This is a genomic window from Cellulomonas sp. P5_E12 (assembly GCF_054049315.1).
In genome coordinates this window covers 118,254-136,307 of the sequence record NZ_JBFUMP010000003.1, presented here as the reverse complement: position 1 = coordinate 136,307, position 18,054 = coordinate 118,254, and the positions used below count along the sequence as shown (strand labels likewise).

Sequence of the window (18,054 nt, the reverse complement as noted above, 5' to 3'; positions counted from 1 at the left end):
TCTTCTGGCACCAGTGGCAGCGGCGGTTCCCAGACTCGGTGTGGACCGTCTCCTGAAGTGCTGTCTAGGGCCAGCGAGAGGACTCAGATATACGCGGTCCTTCGCCATCTGGGTGATCGGGCCCCTCTCTTCGCCCATCGGACGGATAGCCTCGCCTGAGGTTGGGCGGCCATCGACGTCCGCGGCGGCTCCTAGCAGGACGAGGTCACAACAATGAGCAAGCTCAGCGGTTTCGTGTGGTCGATCGCGGACCAGCTGCGTGGCCCGTATCAACAGCACGAGTACGGGTCGGTCATTCTGCCGATGACGATCCTTCGTCGGCTCGACGCGATCCTCGAACCACACCGTGAGCAGATCGTCCAGCTGATCGCAGGCGTGGACTCTGCGATGCGCCAGGCCTCGCTAGTGCGCCAGGCCACCGGGCTGCGGTTCTACAACACCTCGAAGTTCACGCTGACGACGTTGCTTAAGGACCCCGACGGTCTTCAGGCCAATCTCACCGAGTACGTCAACTCGTTCTCCTCGGCAATCGATGTGTTCGACCGATTCAAGTTCGACGAGGTCATCGCCAAGCTCGCCGAGAAGGACCGCCTGTTCCTCGTGGTGGAGCGGTTCGTCAAGGTCGATCTGCACCCCGACGTCATTTCCAACTCCGACATGGGCGACCTGTTCGAGGACCTGATTCGCCGCTTCGCTGAGGCCTCCAACGCCACGGCCGGCGATCACTTCACTCCCCGCGATGCGGTGCGCCTCGTCGTGGACCTGATGTTTGCCGAGGACAACGACGCCTTGCTCGAGAAGGGCGCTGTGCGTACGGTCTACGACCCGACGGCCGGCACCGGCGGCATGCTCTCGCTGGCCGATGAACACCTGAGGGCTCAGAACCCCGAGGCTCGCCTGACCCTGTACGGGCAGGAGATCAACGACCAGTCGTACGCGATCTGCAAGTCGGACCTGCTGGCCAAAGGCCAGAGCCCGGACAACATCAAGATGGGCGACACGCTCGCCGACGACCAGTTTCCCGGCCAGACGTTCGACTACTGCCTGGCTAACCCGCCCTACGGTGTCGACTGGAAGGCGTCCGAGAAGGCCGTCCGGGACGAGCACAAGCTCGGCTTCGCCGGCCGGTTTGGCCCCGGCCTGCCCGGGGTCGGCGATGGCCAGATGCTCTTCCTGCTGCACCTTGCATCCAAGATGCGCCCGGCCTCCCAGGGCGGCGGCCGCGTCGGCGTCGTGATGAACGGGTCGCCGCTGTTCAGCGGCGGCGCGGAGTCGGGGCAGTCCGAGATCCGTCGATGGCTGCTGGAGCACGACCTGGTCGAGGCGATCGTCGCCCTCCCGACCGACATGTTCTACAACACCGGAATCTCCACCTACGTGTGGGTGCTCGATAACACCAAGGCTCCCGAGCGCGCCGGCAAGGTTCAGCTCATCGACGGGTCGATGCGGTCCACCAAGATGCGAAAGTCCCTGGGCTCCAAGCGCGTTGAGATCAGCAACGACGACCGCACCGCGATCCTGGCCGACTACGCCGCGTTCGAGCAGAGGACGACGTCCAAGATCTTCGACACCCAGGACTTCGGGTACTGGACCATCACCGTCGAGCGGGCGCTGCGCCTAAACTTCACCTGCACTCCCGAGCGCATCGACCTAGTCCGCGACGACGCCAAGCTCAAAGGCACCGACCGCGACCGGCTGGCCGAGGTGCTCGGCAGCTTCGGTGAGAGGCTGTATCGCAACCGCGATGAGTTCATGAAGGACTTGGGCAAGCATCTCGGCGCGAACAGCGTCGGCCTGACGACCCCACAGCGCCGGGCTCTGTGGCTCGCCCTCGGCGAGCGTGACGAGACCGCCGACGAGGTTCTCGACGTCAAGGGATACCCCGAGCCCGACCCGAAGCTGCGAGATACCGAGAACATCCCGTTCGGCTGGAACGACACCCCCAAGACCGCCTACGCCGACGGATTCGCTCGCACAGTGGTCGACGCCTACGTGACCGCCGAGGTTCTGCCTCACGTCCCCGACGCGTGGGTCGATCACACGAAGACGCGGATCGGATACGAGGTCCCGTTCACCCGGCACTTCTACACCTACGCGCCCCCGCGCCCGCTCGACGAGATCGACTCCGACCTGAACAAGATCGTCGCCCAGATCCTTGACCTCTTGAAGGAGGTCGAGGCGTGAAGCGACTGGGTCGCTACGAGCGGTACCGGAGCACAGGTGCAGATTGGTGCCCCGAGGCGCCAGCGGATTGGAGGTTTGTGCCAATCCGCAGGATCGGCACCGTCACCAACGGTGGAACCCCCGCCTCCGAGGAGCAGTACTGGAACGGGGAGATTCCGTTCATGACACCGCCGGATCTCCGGCTTGCTGATGGCCGCGAGATTGTTACGACACAGCGCACAGTGACGGAAGCAGGCGTCGCCGCGGGCTCTTCGACGGTTGGTGCCGGTAGCGTCGTCGTCTCGATCCGAGCACCGATCGGGCACGTCGGACGCACGATCGGTGTGACTGCTCTAAACCAAGGTTGTCGGGCGATCACGCCTGACGATCGATCTGACCCTCGATACACCGCGTACTCACTAGTCGCATCACGAGATGAACTAGACGCGCAAGGGCGAGGCACCACGTTCATGGAGGTCTCGGGGGCGCAGTTCATGAGCGTCCCGGTGCCGTTGCCTCCGCTCGCCGAGCAGCGCGCGATTGCGGACTTCCTGGACGAGCAGACGTCGAAGATTGACACACTGATCGCCAAGCAGACCCAACTGGTCACCACCCTCCGCGAACGCCGTACTGCGGTCATCGAGGGCTCAGTACTCGGCGGGCTCGATCTCGAGCGACCGCGCGTTCCGCCGCCTGTCCAATGGTTGCCTCCTGCTCCGGCGACGTGGACGTGGCCTCAGCTCGGATTCGTAGCTGAGACGCTGGCTGGCTACGCATTTCCGAGCGACGGTTTCGAGTCCAGCACAGATTTCACTCGCCTCGCTCGAGGTGTAAACATCAAGCCAGGCCGCATGGACTGGGCCGAGACCGTCTATTGGGACGAGATTTCCCTGCCGGTACCGCCGGTATACCGACTCCGACAGGGGGACCTTGTCCTCGGCATGGACCGTCCGTTCATCGCGTCGGGTGCTCGTGTTGCCCAGGTCGAAGCAGCAGATTTGCCGGCTCTGTTGCTGCAGCGGGTCATGCGCCTACGAGCTGGAAGCCGAATGGATCAGACGTACATGGGGTTGACGCTGTCGACGCAGGCGTTCGCGGCGTACGTGGAGCCCTTGTTTACTGGGGTCAGCGTGCCGCACATGAGCGAATGGCAGGTTAGGAAGTTTGTCTTGCCATTACCGCCGCTCGCTGAGCAGTTGGAGATCGTGGCGCACGTCAGCGAACAGACGTCCCGCATCGACGCGTTGCTTGCAAAGACCAAGGAGCACGTCACGCTCGCACAGGAGCGGCGGGCGGCGCTCATCTGCGCTGCGGTGACCGGGCAGATCGACGTGCGGACCGCGGGTCACGCAGCCCGGGGGATGGCGTAGTGGCGGACTACAACGAGGAGCCATTCGAATCGGAGTTGTGCGCATACCTTGCTGCGCACGGGTGGCTTTACTCGTCGTCGGACCATGAGATCGGCGCGGTCTATGACCGAGAGCGAGCGCTGATCCCAGATGACGTCCTCGGGTGGCTGGCGGAGACGCAGCCGGAGGAGTTTGCGAAGGCGGTCAAGTCCGGGTCACCGCAGGAGCAGAGCGCGCGAAACGCGTTGCTGGACCGGCTGTGCAAGGTGCTCGACACTCCGGTCGACCAGGGCGGCGGCACGCTGAACGTGCTGCGTCGCGGGTTCAAGCACGTGTCGTCGTCGTTGCGGATGTGCCAGTTCCGGCCGGCGACCAGCCTGAACGCGACGACGCTCGCGGACTATGCGAAGGTGCGTGTCCGTGTGATGCGGCAGGTGCACTTCTCGACCAAGGACAACCGGTCGCTCGACCTTGTGCTGTTCGTCAACGGGCTACCGGTCGCGACGCTGGAGTTGAAGACGGACTTCACGCAGTCCGTTGCGGAGGCGGTCGAGCAGTACAGGGTGGCCCGCCGGCCCAAGGACCCGGGCGGCCACGTCCAGCCCCTGCTCGGCTTCGGCAACCGGGCGCTGGTGCACTTCGCGGTGTCCAACGAGGAGGCGTGGATGACCACGCGCCTGGCCGGGGACAAGACGTACTTCCTGCCGTTCAATGCCGGCGACGGGCACGGCGGCAAGGGCAACCCGCCGAACCCGCGCGGGTCGGCCACGTCCTACCTGTGGGAGAAGGTGCTCGAGCGGGACAACTGGCTGATGATTCTGGGCAAGTTCTGCCACGTGGAGACCAAGCAGAGCCGCGACCCGATCAGCGGCGCCGTCACGAAGTCCACGACGCTGGTGTTCCCGCGGTACCACCAGTGGGAGGCCGTCACGGCGATGGTGTCCCATGCGCGCGAGCACGGGGCCGGGCAGAGCTACCTGATCCAGCACTCGGCGGGCTCGGKCAAGACGAACTCGATCGCGTGGACCGCGCACCGCCTGGCCCGGCTGTTCGACGAGGGCGACCACAAGGTGTTCGACACGGTTATCGTCGTCACCGATCGCACGGTCCTGGACGACCAGCTCCAGGTCGCGGTGCGGCAGATCGACTCGGCCGACACGGGCTCGGCGAGCGGCGAGGGCATCATCACGACGGTCGACGAGGTCGAGGCTCGCAAGGCCGGGTCGAAGTCGTCGGCCCTGGCCGACGCGCTCACGGGCGGCAAGCTCATCGTCGTCGTGACCCTGCAGACGTTCCCATTCGCGATGGAGGCGATCGCGCGGAACAAAGGTCTGGCCGGTAAGCGGTTCGCTGTCATCGCTGACGAGGCGCATTCGTCGCAGTCGGGCACGACCGCCGGCAAGATCCGCGAGATCCTCTCGGACGCGGAGCTCGCCGACCTCGACGACGGCGGCGAGGTCTCGGCCGAGGACCAGCTCGCCGCCCTGATGACAGCCCGCGCGACGACGCCGAACGTCTCGTTCTTCGCGTTCACCGCGACCCCGAAGGCCAAGACCCTCGAGCTGTTCGGCACCCCGGACGATGACGGGATCCCGCACCCGTTCCACACGTACACGATGAAGCAGGCCATCGAGGAGGAGTTCATCCTCGATGTCCTGCGCGGCTACCAGACCTATGACACCGCGTTCCAGATCGCGCGCACCGCGGTCGCCAGCGGACTCGCCGAGGAAGCCGAGCTCGAGCCCTCGGTCGCCGAGGCGGCGGTCGAGGACCTGCTCGTCGACAAGTCCGCGGCGACCAAGGGCCTGATGCGCTGGGTCAAGCTGCACCCGACGAACATCAGCCAGAAGTGCGCGATCATCGTCGAGCACTTCCGGGAGAACGTTGCCYACCTGCTCGACGGGCACGCCAAGGCCATGGTCGTCACAGACTCCCGCAAGGCCGCCGTCCGGTACAAGACGCTGATCGACGCATACATCGCCAAGCGCGGCTACACCGGCATCGGGACACTGGTCGCGTTCTCCGGGTCGGTGGACGACCCCGAGACTGGCCCCGAGCCGTTCACCGAGACATCGATGAACCCGACCAAGATCGGCTCGCAGATCGCCACGGCGTTCGCCGGCCCTGAGTACAAGGTCATGCTCGTCGCCAACAAGTTCCAGACCGGGTTCGACCAGCCGTTGCTGTGCGCTATGTACGTCGACAAGCGCCTGTCCGGGGTCCTGGCGGTGCAGACCCTGTCTCGCCTCAACCGCACCTACCGGGCGCCGTCCGGGGAGCGCAAGGACGTCACGTTCGTCCTCGACTTCGTGAACGACCCCGAAGAGATCCGCAAGTCGTTCGAGCCGTACTACACCGACGCCCGGCTCGAGACGACGACCGACCCGAACGTCGTCCACGACATCTCCGCCAAGCTCGACCAGGCGGCCGTGTTTTCCGAGGCCCAGGTCGATGCGTGCGCAACCGCATGGCTCAGCCGCGCCGGCAACAACGCCCTCGCCGCGATCATCAAGCCGCCCCGTGACGAATTCGCCAAGCGGTACACCGACGCCGTCAAGCGCGACGACACCAGCGAGATCGACGCCCTCGACCAGTTCCGCAAGGACGTCGGTACCTTCGTGCGGCTCTACGACTTCATGAGCCAGGTCGTCGACTACGCCGACACCCAGCTGGAGAAGCGCGCCATCTTCCTCCGGTTGCTCGAGCGGTACATCCGCACAACCACCGTGACCGCCGACATCGACCTGTCCGACGTCGTGCTCAAGAAGGTCAAGCACACCAAGAGTGACCAGCTCGACATCAGCCTCGGTGACGGGACCGGCCTGCGCGGCGTCGTCGCCGCCGGCTCGGGCACCACCCCCGACCCCGTGCTCGTCGCGTTCCAGGCAGTCATCGACCGGCTCAACGACCTGTTCGGCGCCGAGTTCTCCCGGGCTCAGGTCGAGGGCTTCGTCGACACCCTCGGCGCCGTGCTCCTGGAGGACGAGGACCTCGTCGGCCAAGCCCGCGCCAACTCGCGTGCCCAGTTCCTTGAGTCACCCGACCTCGGCGACGCCGTCGTCGACGCCGTGTTCGCCAACCAGCACTCCCACAACGCAATCGCCGACTACATCGCCTCCGGCCACGCCGACGCCCACAAGGTCATCGTGGAGGTCGGTGCAATGATCCACGCCGCCGTCGCCGCGGCTCCTGCCCACTGACATGGCAAGACCAGAGGCGGTGATCGTCGATGTCGACGGAACGCTGTGCGACGTTCGTGAGATTCGCGGATGGGTTGAGCCACTTCCGAGCGCCCGCGAGTTTAAGGCGGATTTCGATCGCTTCCATTCGGAATCGATCAATTGCCCACCACACCCTGCCGTCGTCGACTTTGTATCGCGTGCCAAGACGCACGGTTTCGCAGTGCTAGTCGTGACCGCCCGTGAACAGAAGTGGTCCTTTCTGACCCTGCTGTGGCTCGCCGAAAACGGCGTCGAATTCGACGAGCTCTACATGCGCGCGAACGCCGACTACCGACCGGACGCGCAAGTCAAGGCCGAGATCGAGCGAGCGATTGCAGCCCGGTTTGTCGCCCGACTCGCACTTGACGATCGCTCCGAAATTATCGAAGTCTGGAGGGCTGCGGGCATCGCGACTGCGCAGGTGACGTCGCACGGCACCATTCTGCCTGCGCAATGGCCCGCGTCAGGCGCAGCGGATCCGCGTCTTGCGGAACTATTCGGCGGAAGCTGAACCAAGAGAGTCGACTACTGCTCAGTTCGCCGCCCAAGCAACGGGCCCCACAAGCTATCGCGCGCGACTCGCTCCGCTCGCGACTGCTTCAGGACTCACCGCGGCAGAGATGTGCCTCAGGACGAAGCGACTCTCAGAGCCGCGACAGCACGTTCCAAGGGCCATCCGAGCGATGACCAGTTCTCGTTCGCTGACAAGATGCTCTGATAGTCGCCGAATGAGAGGTTCGTGAAAGACTCGTGACGTTTTCGGCCGCCTGCCGCGCATGCGGCATTGACCTGATCGAGGCTGAATGAATCGCTAACCAAACGTCGAAGCAGCCGGTCGAGTTCACCGATCAGGAAGAACGGCGAAGCGAGGTCGCCGTACGCTCCAACTACATCTGCCGCAGTCACTATCCCAGTGATAACGTTGGTCGCGTCTTGGACCAGGACGAATCCTTGCTTCTGCAATACGTCGAGCACGTCGATGAGTTCGGTGTCGAATCGATATGCCTGTGCCACGACAAATGCGTCCGAGAGCTCGGCGGACTTGTCAATGTGCCAGGCTCTCGCGATTGATTGCCATGTCACTGCGTGCCGAACCGATCGATCATCCTTTTTCTGCATCACCGGCAGCTGTGAAAAATCGTCGATCAGCATCCTCGTTATCGCCTCATCGATGCTGGCCTGCGGGTGAATCCCCTTTACGCCGACGTTGGAGGACGGGAGGTGCCCGAGCGTCAGCCCGACTTCTTCACGGACGGGTCCGTCAAAGTCTCCAATTTCCATTGATGTATTGACGTCGACGTCGACGACATCCGCTGCAAGCGGATCCTCGGCGACGATTTCGATCAGCTTGACAGGCGTGTCGAGACTGACCTTAAAGAAGTTCGGATCGGTTGTGAGCCCATAGTTCTCTAGGTCCGTGCTGATTCGTTCGACGACGAGTTCGCTGCGCGACGTCGCGCCCCAAATGTGTAGAAGCTCCTCGACGCTCGGTGATACGGGGTCGCCGGCCCTGGCGCGAGCACGAGCATCCTTAAGGAAATCGTGGTGAGTGGTGGTGTCAAGCGCCGCTCCTCCAAGTCGTGCTTTGGCATCCGCCGCCGCGCGATCAAGTAGCTGCTCTCTGGCGTCGGCGAGGAACTCGCCAGTCTCTTTGACACGCCAAGCGAACCAGCCATCGAATGAGCCTGAACCCACCGCAGCGACGGCGGCACGGGATGGAGCGTTGTACGCTCGACCGTTCTCGAGTTCGATTCTTCCGTCTGCTCGGAGAATGGCGTAATACGATCGGCCGGCTCGCGGCCGGACGAACTCCAACTCAGTATCCGGTTCTAGGATGCGCGCATCCAGGAGGTCAGTCATGCGGACACGTCTGCCCTCGAACAGATAGCCGTTGCGAGCTGAGAGGTCACCATCGTCCACGCGATGCTCCTTGGAACTGCGAGAATGTCCGCGTTGGTTCAACGCGGCTGGATCGGGAACACAGGGTCCGCGCGAGCATATCGATGGCCTGGCGCAACTCGTTAGGTGGGGACTACGCAGTCGGTCAGCCCGTGAGTTCCACGGGTGCACCCAATCCCCGTCGAAGTCACGGACGGTCGTGTCCAACCGAGTCAGCGCGTGGACGAGCGTCGCAGGAGACCGCTCATCAGGCAGGACTTCTAGGTCGAACCGGGCCGGCAAAGCATCCTTCGCGGCCGGAAGATCGATCCCAGGTTCGCCGTTCGATCTCTCCTGGGGTTTCCCGCGCATCGTCAGGTCGTCAGGTAGTGCTCTCGTGCGGACGGTAAGTAGACGGCGCCTGCTGATCACCAGTGGCTGGCTGCGCCGGATCCCGCTCGGCATGATCACAGCGAAGGAAGAACGGCTCCCGCGCAACGGAGTGGCGCGAGGAGGGCGTCTCGGTGTCGATGGTCACGTGGCGGACGCCCGACGACCTAACCGACGACGAGGTCCAGACGCTGGAGGCAGCAACAAAGTCGCGGCCGACACAGTGCGTGGCCGGTCCAGATCGCCAGACGAACTGCTGGACCAGGCGGTCCGACCTACCTCGACGAACTCGCCGCCGGCCCTGGCCTCGTGCGATGCCTCTTCGACGGCTTCGAACGACCGGAAGGAACGTTGCGGGACTGGAATGGGCAGCGCTTCCTTTCAGCGGCGGTGCCAGGAAGGGGCCGTGCTCATCCGGGCCTCGGCTGAGCTCCCGACCGACCGCGCCTGGTGCCCCTGAGGGGGAGGGACGACCTGATCGCCCAGGCAGCGCAAAGCCCGAGCGCCACAACCATCCGGAAGGGTCTCGGGCTCGCTTCTCGTCACTACTGCGACGAGCAGACACCAGGTTAGGACACCCCGGGCCCCAAAGTGACCCGCAAAGCGTCTCCGGATGCCGCACCACCCCACCTGGCACGGTCGCGATGAGCCCCCGGCGCCCTTCGGCTGTTTGGCATAGCAGTGGGTTAGCACGTGTCTCGCATGGAGTATCGGCAGGTAATCTCACACTGGCACCTGGGAACGTCCTTAGCCCCCTTCGCCGATCGTCGCCGTGCAGCGCGAGGACTGTACAGTTGCGACCATGACAGAGGAGCGCGATCCGTTCGAGGGGATTGCCGACGAGCCGGCAACTTCCCCCGCTCAGACGCGTCGCGATCTGCTGGCGCGCGCCAAGCGCGGGTTCGTGCGGATTCGCAAGGACATGGTCCAGCACTCTCACGATCCGCGACCGTCCGTCCTCGCCGACCTCGTGACCGAGCGGCGCGAGCGTGCGTTGGACCTGCTGCTGACGGTTCACGCACTCCAGCCCATGCTCGTGGACGAGCCGCTGACGCTCGCATCCTGGGCGCGAATGATCGACGTCCCCCGCCGGCCGTGCACGACGCGGTCGGTCGCCGACTCCCTTCGATACCTGCAGGGCAAGGCGCTCCTCTCGATCAGCGGGTCACCCGCCGCCCCGACGATCGAGCTCCTGCGTGAGAACGGCGACGGGGAGTCCTGGGTCGAGTCCGGAGCGGACGACGGTCGCGGCCGGGGGTACTTCACGGTGCCGTTTGAGTACTGGACTTCGACGACCTTCGAGACGCTTCGCCTGCCCGGCAAGGCGATGCTCTTGATTCTGCTGAAGGAGACTCAGAACCCGGCAGGGCCACTGACGTTCACGATGCCGGTGGAACGGGCCTTCCAGTGGTACGGGATTAGCGAACGCACCGCCGAGCGCGGCTACCTCGAGCTGCGCCGTGCCGGCATCATGCGCGAGAAGGTCCAGAGGATTCCTGACGCAGCCCACCCTGCGGGACGGCGCGAGGTGCACCACCGAGCACTGACTCCGCCGTTCAGCACCGACTCCCGCGAACGGCTGCGCCTCGAGGCCGCAGCGAGCCGCTTGAGCAAGGCCTCGCCGTGAGCCCTCGCCTCGTGTTCGCCGACGAGAGTAAGTCGAACGACTACTTGCTCGTGACCGTGAGCATGGTGCCGGAAGGCCTGCAGGGTGCCCGGAATTCCCTCAACGCATTACGCCTCAACGGGCAGAGCCGACTGCACATGGTTCATGAACGCGACCCGCGACGTCGCCTGATCTTGTCGACCCTCTCGACGCTCGGCGTGAAGGCGACGATCTATTGCGCCGCCGCGGGATCGGCCAAGACGCAGCTCGAACTGCGGGACCGCTGCCTGGACGGGCTGGTCCACGATCTCGCACTGCTGGGTGGCAGCTCGCAGATCTGCCTTGAGCTCGACGAGAGTCTGCAGCGCCGCGACCGCATCCAGCTGTTCCGCTCGGTCCAGCGAGAAGGGGCAGAGGCGACGATGCGGTACCGACACGAACGGGCCGCGCAGGAGCCTCTCCTGGCCATCCCCGACGCGATCGCGTGGGCCTGGGCGCGCGGGGGACAGTGGCGCCGGCGGGCAGCCGCCCTGGTCGGGGACGTCCGGAACGTCTAGCGCGCTGAACGGGGCATCTGCTCGATCACGCGCCGCGCGATCTCGATGATCCGAGAGCACACGGGCCACCTCAGCGCGGACGTCTTCGCCAACGAGGTGCTGCTCCACGCCGTAGTCGACGGCGTTTCGTGCGTCGAAGGCACCGTTCGGGACCGGTCCGGCGCAGCCACGCCTCGACGTACGCGGCGCGACGTTGGGCGAGCCCCGGCTCGGTTGCGTCGGCCAATAGGCGACGATCGCCGAGCTCGCGGCTCGCGACCCGAGTCCAGGGGTTCGGGCTCAGGGCGCAAGCCATAGCGGCATGTCTTCGAGTTCCGCGGCGATCTGCGCCCACGGTTGGTTGAGGTCGAGTGTCCGAGCGCCGATGCGGTTGCCCTGGATGACGACGTCGAGGTCGGGCTGCGCCTCCGCGTCGGTCCGTGCATAGAGCAGCAGGCCGCACACGGACCCGTCGCGGGCGCGATCTTCGTTCTTCACGTAGGTCAGGATCTGGTACAGATTCCCGGAGTGCACCGTTGCCTTGCCCCACTGGCCAACCTGCATCGTCTGCCCGTAGTACTTCGCGTCGATGATGAGCGTGCGGCCGCCGCGGCGCAGTGTGACGTCGGTACGCATCTCGGGGAGCTGCCCGCTGAATTGGGTTGGTTGGTCGATGTCCCAGGGGACGGTCCGTGCGCCCGGCGAAAGCTCGGGGTGGTGGACTGCGTAGTACTCACGCAGGAACCGCTCGTACAGCGAGCTCATGCTGTCGTCAGAGATCCAGGACGAGAGACGGGTGGTGCCCGCCGTCTCGGTGGGCAGAAGCCCGCGGACGACGAGTTCGCAGACACCGAGTAGGAGTCGATAGGACGCGTTCGAGCGGTGGTAGGTCAGTGCATCCCACCTGATCGATCTCGGAGCGATCAGCGTGACCGCGTCGAGGTAGGGCAGCACTCGACGAAGTGCGTCCTTGCGCGGCGCGGAGACCTCGCCGTGCCGGATGAGGAGCACGATGACCGACTTCAAGGCTCGGTTGTGAGGCGTGTCGATCTCGTACTCGTCAAAGTCGCACACGAGTCGGCCGCGCGTCATCGTCCGGGCGCTCACCGTGCGGGTGACGTCGATGCGCCCGCGGACCGTGGCGAGCTCCTCGCTCTGTGCGAGGTAGTCGTGGTGCAGGCCGCGTTTGACTTGCGTGCCCACGCCGCGGGCGAGTATCTCAGCGAGCAGATCGTGCAGGTGGTCGAACTCCTCGGCGACGATCCTCTGCGTGCCGGTGCCGCGCATCGCCCGGAACGCGTACGCGAGCATCACGTACACGTTGCGGATGACGATGCTGCGGTCGATCACTTGACGGCGCCGCGCAGCTTGCCGGCCCACTGCTTGGCAATCTCCGGTTCGTCGAACCAGTACTCGTCGAGGAGGGGGACGAGCTCGTCCTCGACGACGGAATAGAGCCAGGCGTCGTCGGCGTCGTCGTCCTCGGGCGGGCAGAGGTAGCTGTGGCCGATCGCGAAGCCGGGTCCGAGTGCGTCGTCGCCTGCGATCGCCCGGTTCAGGTCGACGACGACGTCGACGAGCGCGTTGAGGGCCAGGCTCTCGGCGGACTGCTGCCAGGCGGTGAAGCCTGTCGAGTCGAACCCGGGGGTCATCTCGAAGAACCCGAAGCGGCGCCGGAGCGCGTAGTCCATCACGGCGAGACTGCGGTCGGCGGTGTTCATCATGCCGACGAAGAAGGTCTCGTTCTTGTAGAGGAGCCGAATCTCCTGGCCGCGCTTGTCCGCCTCGATCAGCATCAGCAGCTCGCCGAAGATCTTCGAGATGTTGCCCCGGTTGATCTCGTCGACGACGAAGAAATAGGGCCGGTTCGCGTCGTCCTTGCGGGCCTCCTCGCAGAACCGGTAGAACGGGCCCTCGGTGAGGATGAAGCCGCCGGACTCGGTCGGCCGGTAACCCATCATGAAGTCCTCGTACGAGTAGCTCTGATGGAACTGGACCATCTCGACTCGGGTGCGGTCCTTCGCCCCCATGATCGAGTAGGCGAGGCGCCGCGCGGCGTATGTCTTCCCGACGCCGGGAGGGCCTGCGAGGATCACGTTCTTCTTGCGGAGAAGCAGGGCGCGCAGTCGGTCGTAGGCGTTCTCGGTGAGGTAGACCTCGCTGAGGAAGGCGGCTCGGTCGTAGGCGGGCGCCGGTCGGACGAGCTCCTCTGCGATGGTGTCTACGTCGCCGTCCGTGAAGAGCGCTTCGAGCTTGCCAACGTAGTCGCGGTAAGACGTGATGTCGGTCAGCGTCTTCATCACCGCGGAGCCAGGGTGCTCCCACGCGCCGACGTTGGTCCACTTCACCGAGCGGACGTGGCGGTACTCGCCGCGCTCGGGCTCGAACCTCGCGGCGGAGACGACCTCACCGCGACCGACGAGCTCTCGCCGGCCGCGCTTGGCGTAGACGATGTCGCCGATCGCGATCTCGTTCTGGAACTGCCACAGGCACAGCACGTCGTTCCTCATCGAGGACGCCGATCCGGACGCGGCGGCGAGGTCGGTGCGGATTGCCTCGCGGCTCGCGTATCCGCCGAGGTCGCCGATCTCCTGCCAGCCGATGGCCATGATCCCGACGGTCGAGAACTCGTCCCATTCGGAGGCCTGTGCGCCGGGGGAGTAGAGCCAGTAGTGGCGGGGCCGCGGTTCCTCGAGGGCGGGACCGGGCGCCGGCGACGGAGCGGTGTCCCACATGTCGCGCACGATCGGCGACCAGAAGTTGAAGGGTTCCGCGATCTGCGTTGAGAGCGAGGCGCGGATCGCGAGGAGGTCGCGGTCCAGCGACTGGGCGTCGGTCCCGCTCGGTTCACCGATCCGACTGCCAACCCGGACCGCATCTGCGCCTTCATGTTCGCCGACGAGATCGGCTCGAACGTGTCGGGGAATGCGAGGAACTGCAGTGCGTTGCGGATATCGGGGTTGCCGTCCCCGGAGTCGAGCATGATCCGCTGCATACGCCAGGGGTCACCCTTGGCGAGGTCGCGCTCAACCCCGGAGAGGCCGCACCACTCCCGGACGAACGTGGCCGCCCAGATCAGGTGCTGCCACAGGCGACCGTTGTAGCCCTGCCCACCCTTGAACCCCGCCTGCCCGGTGGGCCGGTCGAGACAGGCGTTCATCCAATCGGGGATCGCCGCGACGGGTTCGGACATCTTCAGCGTGCGTGCGAGATGCTCGCGACGGGTGGCCGGTGCCGCGTTGAACACCGGCTGCTCGCGTAGAAGGACGAGTTCCGCAGCCAGAAGAACCACATTTCGCGAGGCTCCGGCGAGCTGTTGCTCCAGCTTGTCCCACTGACTGGAGCCAGCGCCCAGAATCGGGTTGTCCTCAATCCGCCGCCGCAAGTCCTCCGCCGCGTCTCCGGTCCAGATCGCCACATCCGGATCGATCACGGAACGCCCGTCACCGAACATGTGGTCGAAGATCAGGGCGACATCCTGCGCGATCGCCATTGCGTGGTGTGGCCGCGACGCCAATGCGGCGGCGACATCGCTGTCGTAGGAAGGTTCTGGGTTCATCGTTGCGCACTCCGTTGCCGGCGGGTGGCTCGGTCCGCCCGATGTGACGCCGCTCCTCGGCGAACGGCCTACACATGACCGTAGCCGCCGGTGGGCCTTGACGACGGTCGGCGGGGCGCGCAGCAACGCGCGATCCGTGCCGTCGCCCCAGGACCGAGCGGTTGAGGTTCGGGGGCAGAGTTAGCGGGCGGCCGGCTAGTTCCGACTAGGCAACTGCGGCACCGAAAGCTTGATAGAGATCACCGGGAAGCGGTGTGTGTAGCTCCCATGTGATCGCCATCGGCCGCTCGCCAACGTGGCCTCGGTAGGTGGCCGGGCCCAAGAACCAGAAGGCGCGGTCGTCAGACCGCAGCCGAGCAAACAGCAGGATGGATCTGCCATCGCGCTCGTGGCCGCGGTAGCGCCGGCCCGTGGGTCCGTCGGCCCGGGTCGTGGACTGACTCTCCCAGTGAATGAGCGAACGGCTGATCGCGTAATCCCGGTACCTCGTGGTCGGCGAGAAGCCGCCGCTGCTTTTGTCGAGGGTGAACGCGAGGAGGTCGGCATTTGCCGTCCCGGCGTCCAACACGCCGCTTTGCCAGGCGAACGCCTTTGCGCGATCGACAAGGCTGAGCGCGGTCAGGATCTCGATCCGGGAGTAGCGAGCGTGAATCTGGAGGGGTGCGTCCGGGTGGCTCGCGAGCGGCGTGTGGACATGATCGATCCGGGCGCCGAGGATCGCCGACATTTCCGAGATCTCCGCCAGGACCTGCGGGTGCTCCCAAACGAGGTCCACGGCGTCCTGCAGTGACGAAGTTTTGGATACCACCTGATCCGATAGTCCCGCGATCATCATGTGGAGCAGCCGCCGATCGGCTTCGACGAGGTTTGCGACCTGCGGGGCTTGCCCTCGGGCCGCCAATCGTCCGTAGCCCGACGTTCGGATGCGATCGTCGACGTGAAGGAGGCGCCCCACAGCTCGTCGAAGAGATCGTTCGTGGGGCCCCTCGGGGAGGCATGGAGCTCCGGCCGCCGAGAGGAGATCCGACCACGAGTGGTTGCCCTCGTAGACGTCCGTCAGGTCGAGCCCGGACTCGTCAAGGAACCGCGCGAGTGTGAGGTCGTCGCCACCTCGACGCAACGACCGGAGCTCGTCAACCTTCGCCGGCCACCGAGACGGCAACGCCTCTCGCAGGCTGCGCAAGACGATCTCGGAAGACCGACGGTCGAGCTGCATGGAGCATCCGGCGGGCAGGAAGGGGAACCCGTCCGCGACGGCACGCTCGACGTCCCGTCGAGAACCACCTAGGAGTGCCCGGTAACGACGGTCAAAGCGAAACTCGGTGCGGTGTGTGCCGACGAAGTCGAGCACCGTGCATGCGCCCTTGGTGCCGGTCTTTCGGAGGCCTCGTCCAAGTTGCTGGAGGAACAGTGTCGGGCTCTCCGTTGGCCGAAGCATGAGGATCGTGTCGATGTTGGGCACGTCGACGCCTTCATTGAAGAGGTCGACCGAGAAGAGAATCCGAACTCGTCCGGCCGCGAGATCTCGGAGCGCAGCGTCGCGTTCGTCCCACGGGCTGTCGCCCCAGACCGCGACCGCTGGGATTCCGTTCGCGTTGAAATGGTGGGCCATGAACTGGGCGTGCTTGATACTCACGCAGAATCCAAGCCCCCGCATCGAACCGATGTCCGCATGGTCGGCGACTTGCTTGACGACCATACGAGCCCAGGCGTCAGAGCTGGTGTAGAGATTCGTAAGTCCATCGATGTCGTATCCCTGCCCACGTCGCCAGGGAATCTCGCGCAGGTCCAGTCCATCATGAACGCCGTAGTACACGAACGGTGCGAGGTGTTGTTGGTCGATGGCGTCCCAGAGTCGCAGCTCGGCCGCGATGCGGTCGTCGAACCAGTGCAAGATTGGGAGACCATCACTGCGCTCTGGCGTTGCTGTCAGGCCGAGCAACTCCTTGGGACGCAGACCGCCGAGCACACGAGCGTATGAAGCAGCGGCGGCGTGATGAAACTCATCGACGATCACGACGTCGAAGTGCGACGGGTCGAGAGACGCCAGGCCGTTCGCGTTGAGGCTCTGGATCGACGCAAAGACGTGCTGGAAGTCACGGGGCCGTGACTTACCGACCCACTTCTCACCAAACTGAGTTTCGCGGAGCGTGTGACGGAAGGTGGCAAGGCTCTGGTCGAGGATCTCTTCGCGGTGCGCGACGAAGAGCAGCCGGGAGCTGTCGAGCCGGTCGCGCAACGTGGCGTAGTCGAGCGCCGCCATCACCGTCTTCCCGGTCCCCGTCGCAGAGACGAGGAGGTTGTGGTGATGCCCTTGCCGGCGTGAGACCTCCAACAGTTCGATGAGGCGCGACTGGTAGGGGTGGGGCGTGACCTCAATTGGACTCAGCATAATGTTGGGTCCGGCGTCTGTCCGCCCTGCACGCTGTTGCTCGACTTCGAACTGCTCGGCGTTGTACGGCACGAAGTCGCCGCCCGACCAGTAACTCTCGAAGACCGCACCGAACTTGGCGACGGCGTCCGGATTGCGGGCGGCAGACAGCCGAACGTTCCATTCCAAGCCTGTAACCGCGGCGGAGCGAGTCAGGTTCGACGAGCCGACGTAGGCGGTCGAGAACGTCTGTCGATGGAAGACCCAGGCTTTGGCGTGCAGCCGGGTCGAGCTGAGGTCGTAGGACACTCGCACCTCGGCCCCGAGCTCCACGAGCTGCTCGAGCGCCTCACGCTCAGTCGAGTTTGTGTAGGTCGTTGTCAGAACCCTCAGCGACCGGCCCGATGCGCAGTGCTTTCGCAATCGATCGAGGAGCGGCGTGATGCCGCTGCGCCGGATGAATGCCATGACGAGGTCAATGGACGACGCCGAGGCGATCTCGGAGCCCAACTGACTCCAGAGCGTTGGTTCGCCAGGTGCGTTGGTCAGAAGTGTTGTATCCAGCAGCGGTATTGCCGGAGCCGAAATCTCCTCGGGCTTGCCGTCGGGCCGGCGACGCAAGATCGCGTGCAGCACCGACGCAGGCTCCGCGAGTTGCGCGCTCTCATCGGCGGCAGCAAAGTCGCCGAGTCGATGCAGCATCGCTTGTGCGACGCGGAGTGCGACTTCGACTCGCTGCGCTTCGCTGACGTCGAGCAGAGCGCGCTCGACTTGTTGGCTGACATGCCAAGCGATGCGATCGGCGGCGTCGGCGCTGCTCAGGATGTGGTCGCGCGGAACCAGCGTGTTGGGAAGGCTGCCGAGCTTGTCTCGCAACTCTCGCGTGACAAGAAGCTCGTAGAGCCCGGGCTCGAGGTCCGACACGTTCGTGACAGTACACAGCCCCTAGCGGGCCGGTGCGCAGCTGTGTGGGGGAGCGGT

The 18,054-nt window shown here is 65.2% G+C and carries 10 protein-coding genes; 6 read left to right on the top strand and 4 right to left on the bottom strand.

What is annotated here, in order from left to right; genetic code table 11:
* Window positions 1–213: 213 nt before the first annotated feature.
* The 4 genes from ACXJKA_RS03445 (at window position 214) to ACXJKA_RS03430 (ending at window position 7,244) form a co-directional block, all read left to right on the top strand.
* Window positions 214–2,184, top strand: coding sequence for a type I restriction-modification system subunit M (locus ACXJKA_RS03445; RefSeq protein ID WP_456823775.1), 1,971 nt, complete (start codon window positions 214–216; stop codon window positions 2,182–2,184).
* Window positions 2,181–3,533, top strand: coding sequence for a restriction endonuclease subunit S (locus ACXJKA_RS03440; protein WP_456823774.1), 1,353 nt, complete (start codon window positions 2,181–2,183; stop codon window positions 3,531–3,533). The genes ACXJKA_RS03445 and ACXJKA_RS03440 overlap by 4 nt, the downstream gene beginning before the upstream one ends.
* Before the next feature lie 245 nt (window positions 3,534–3,778).
* Entirely contained in the window at window positions 3,779–6,712 is a 2,934-nt protein-coding gene (locus ACXJKA_RS03435) for a type I restriction endonuclease subunit R (protein ID WP_456823773.1), read from the top strand.
* Window positions 6,713–6,731: 19 nt separating this feature from the next.
* Window positions 6,732–7,244 (top strand): phosphatase domain-containing protein, encoded by a 513-nt coding sequence (locus tag ACXJKA_RS03430; protein ID WP_456823772.1) that lies wholly within the window; start codon window positions 6,732–6,734, stop codon window positions 7,242–7,244.
* 116 nt (window positions 7,245–7,360) lie between these two features.
* On the opposite strand, the gene ACXJKA_RS03425 is transcribed toward ACXJKA_RS03430, so the two are convergent.
* Complete coding sequence (locus ACXJKA_RS03425) at window positions 7,361–8,653, bottom strand: restriction system modified-DNA reader domain-containing protein (RefSeq protein WP_456823771.1); 1,293 nt, start codon at window positions 8,651–8,653, stop codon at window positions 7,361–7,363.
* Window positions 8,654–9,803: 1,150 nt separating this feature from the next.
* Here ACXJKA_RS03425 and ACXJKA_RS03420 point away from each other — a divergent pair.
* Both ACXJKA_RS03420 and ACXJKA_RS03415 read left to right on the top strand, forming a co-directional pair.
* Window positions 9,804–10,628, top strand: coding sequence for a hypothetical protein (locus ACXJKA_RS03420; RefSeq protein WP_456823770.1), 825 nt, complete (start codon window positions 9,804–9,806; stop codon window positions 10,626–10,628).
* Window positions 10,625–11,164, top strand: coding sequence for a hypothetical protein (locus ACXJKA_RS03415; protein ID WP_456823769.1), 540 nt, complete (start codon window positions 10,625–10,627; stop codon window positions 11,162–11,164). Before ACXJKA_RS03420 ends, ACXJKA_RS03415 begins: the two co-directional genes overlap by 4 nt.
* Window positions 11,165–11,443: 279 nt before the next feature.
* On the opposite strand, the gene mcrC is transcribed toward ACXJKA_RS03415, so the two are convergent.
* The 3 genes from mcrC to ACXJKA_RS03400 all read right to left on the bottom strand — a co-directional run bounded on the left by mcrC (window position 11,444) and on the right by ACXJKA_RS03400 (window position 17,997).
* A complete protein-coding gene (gene mcrC, locus ACXJKA_RS03410) occupies window positions 11,444–12,493 on the bottom strand; it encodes a 5-methylcytosine-specific restriction endonuclease system specificity protein McrC (protein WP_456823768.1) in 1,050 nt (349 codons plus the stop codon).
* Entirely contained in the window at window positions 12,490–13,878 is a 1,389-nt protein-coding gene (locus ACXJKA_RS03405; RefSeq protein ID WP_456823767.1) for an AAA family ATPase, read from the bottom strand. The genes mcrC and ACXJKA_RS03405 overlap by 4 nt, the downstream gene beginning before the upstream one ends.
* Before the next feature lie 1,029 nt (window positions 13,879–14,907).
* Window positions 14,908–17,997 (bottom strand): DUF3427 domain-containing protein, encoded by a 3,090-nt coding sequence (locus ACXJKA_RS03400; protein WP_456823766.1) that lies wholly within the window; start codon window positions 17,995–17,997, stop codon window positions 14,908–14,910.
* Window positions 17,998–18,054 lie beyond the last annotated feature (57 nt).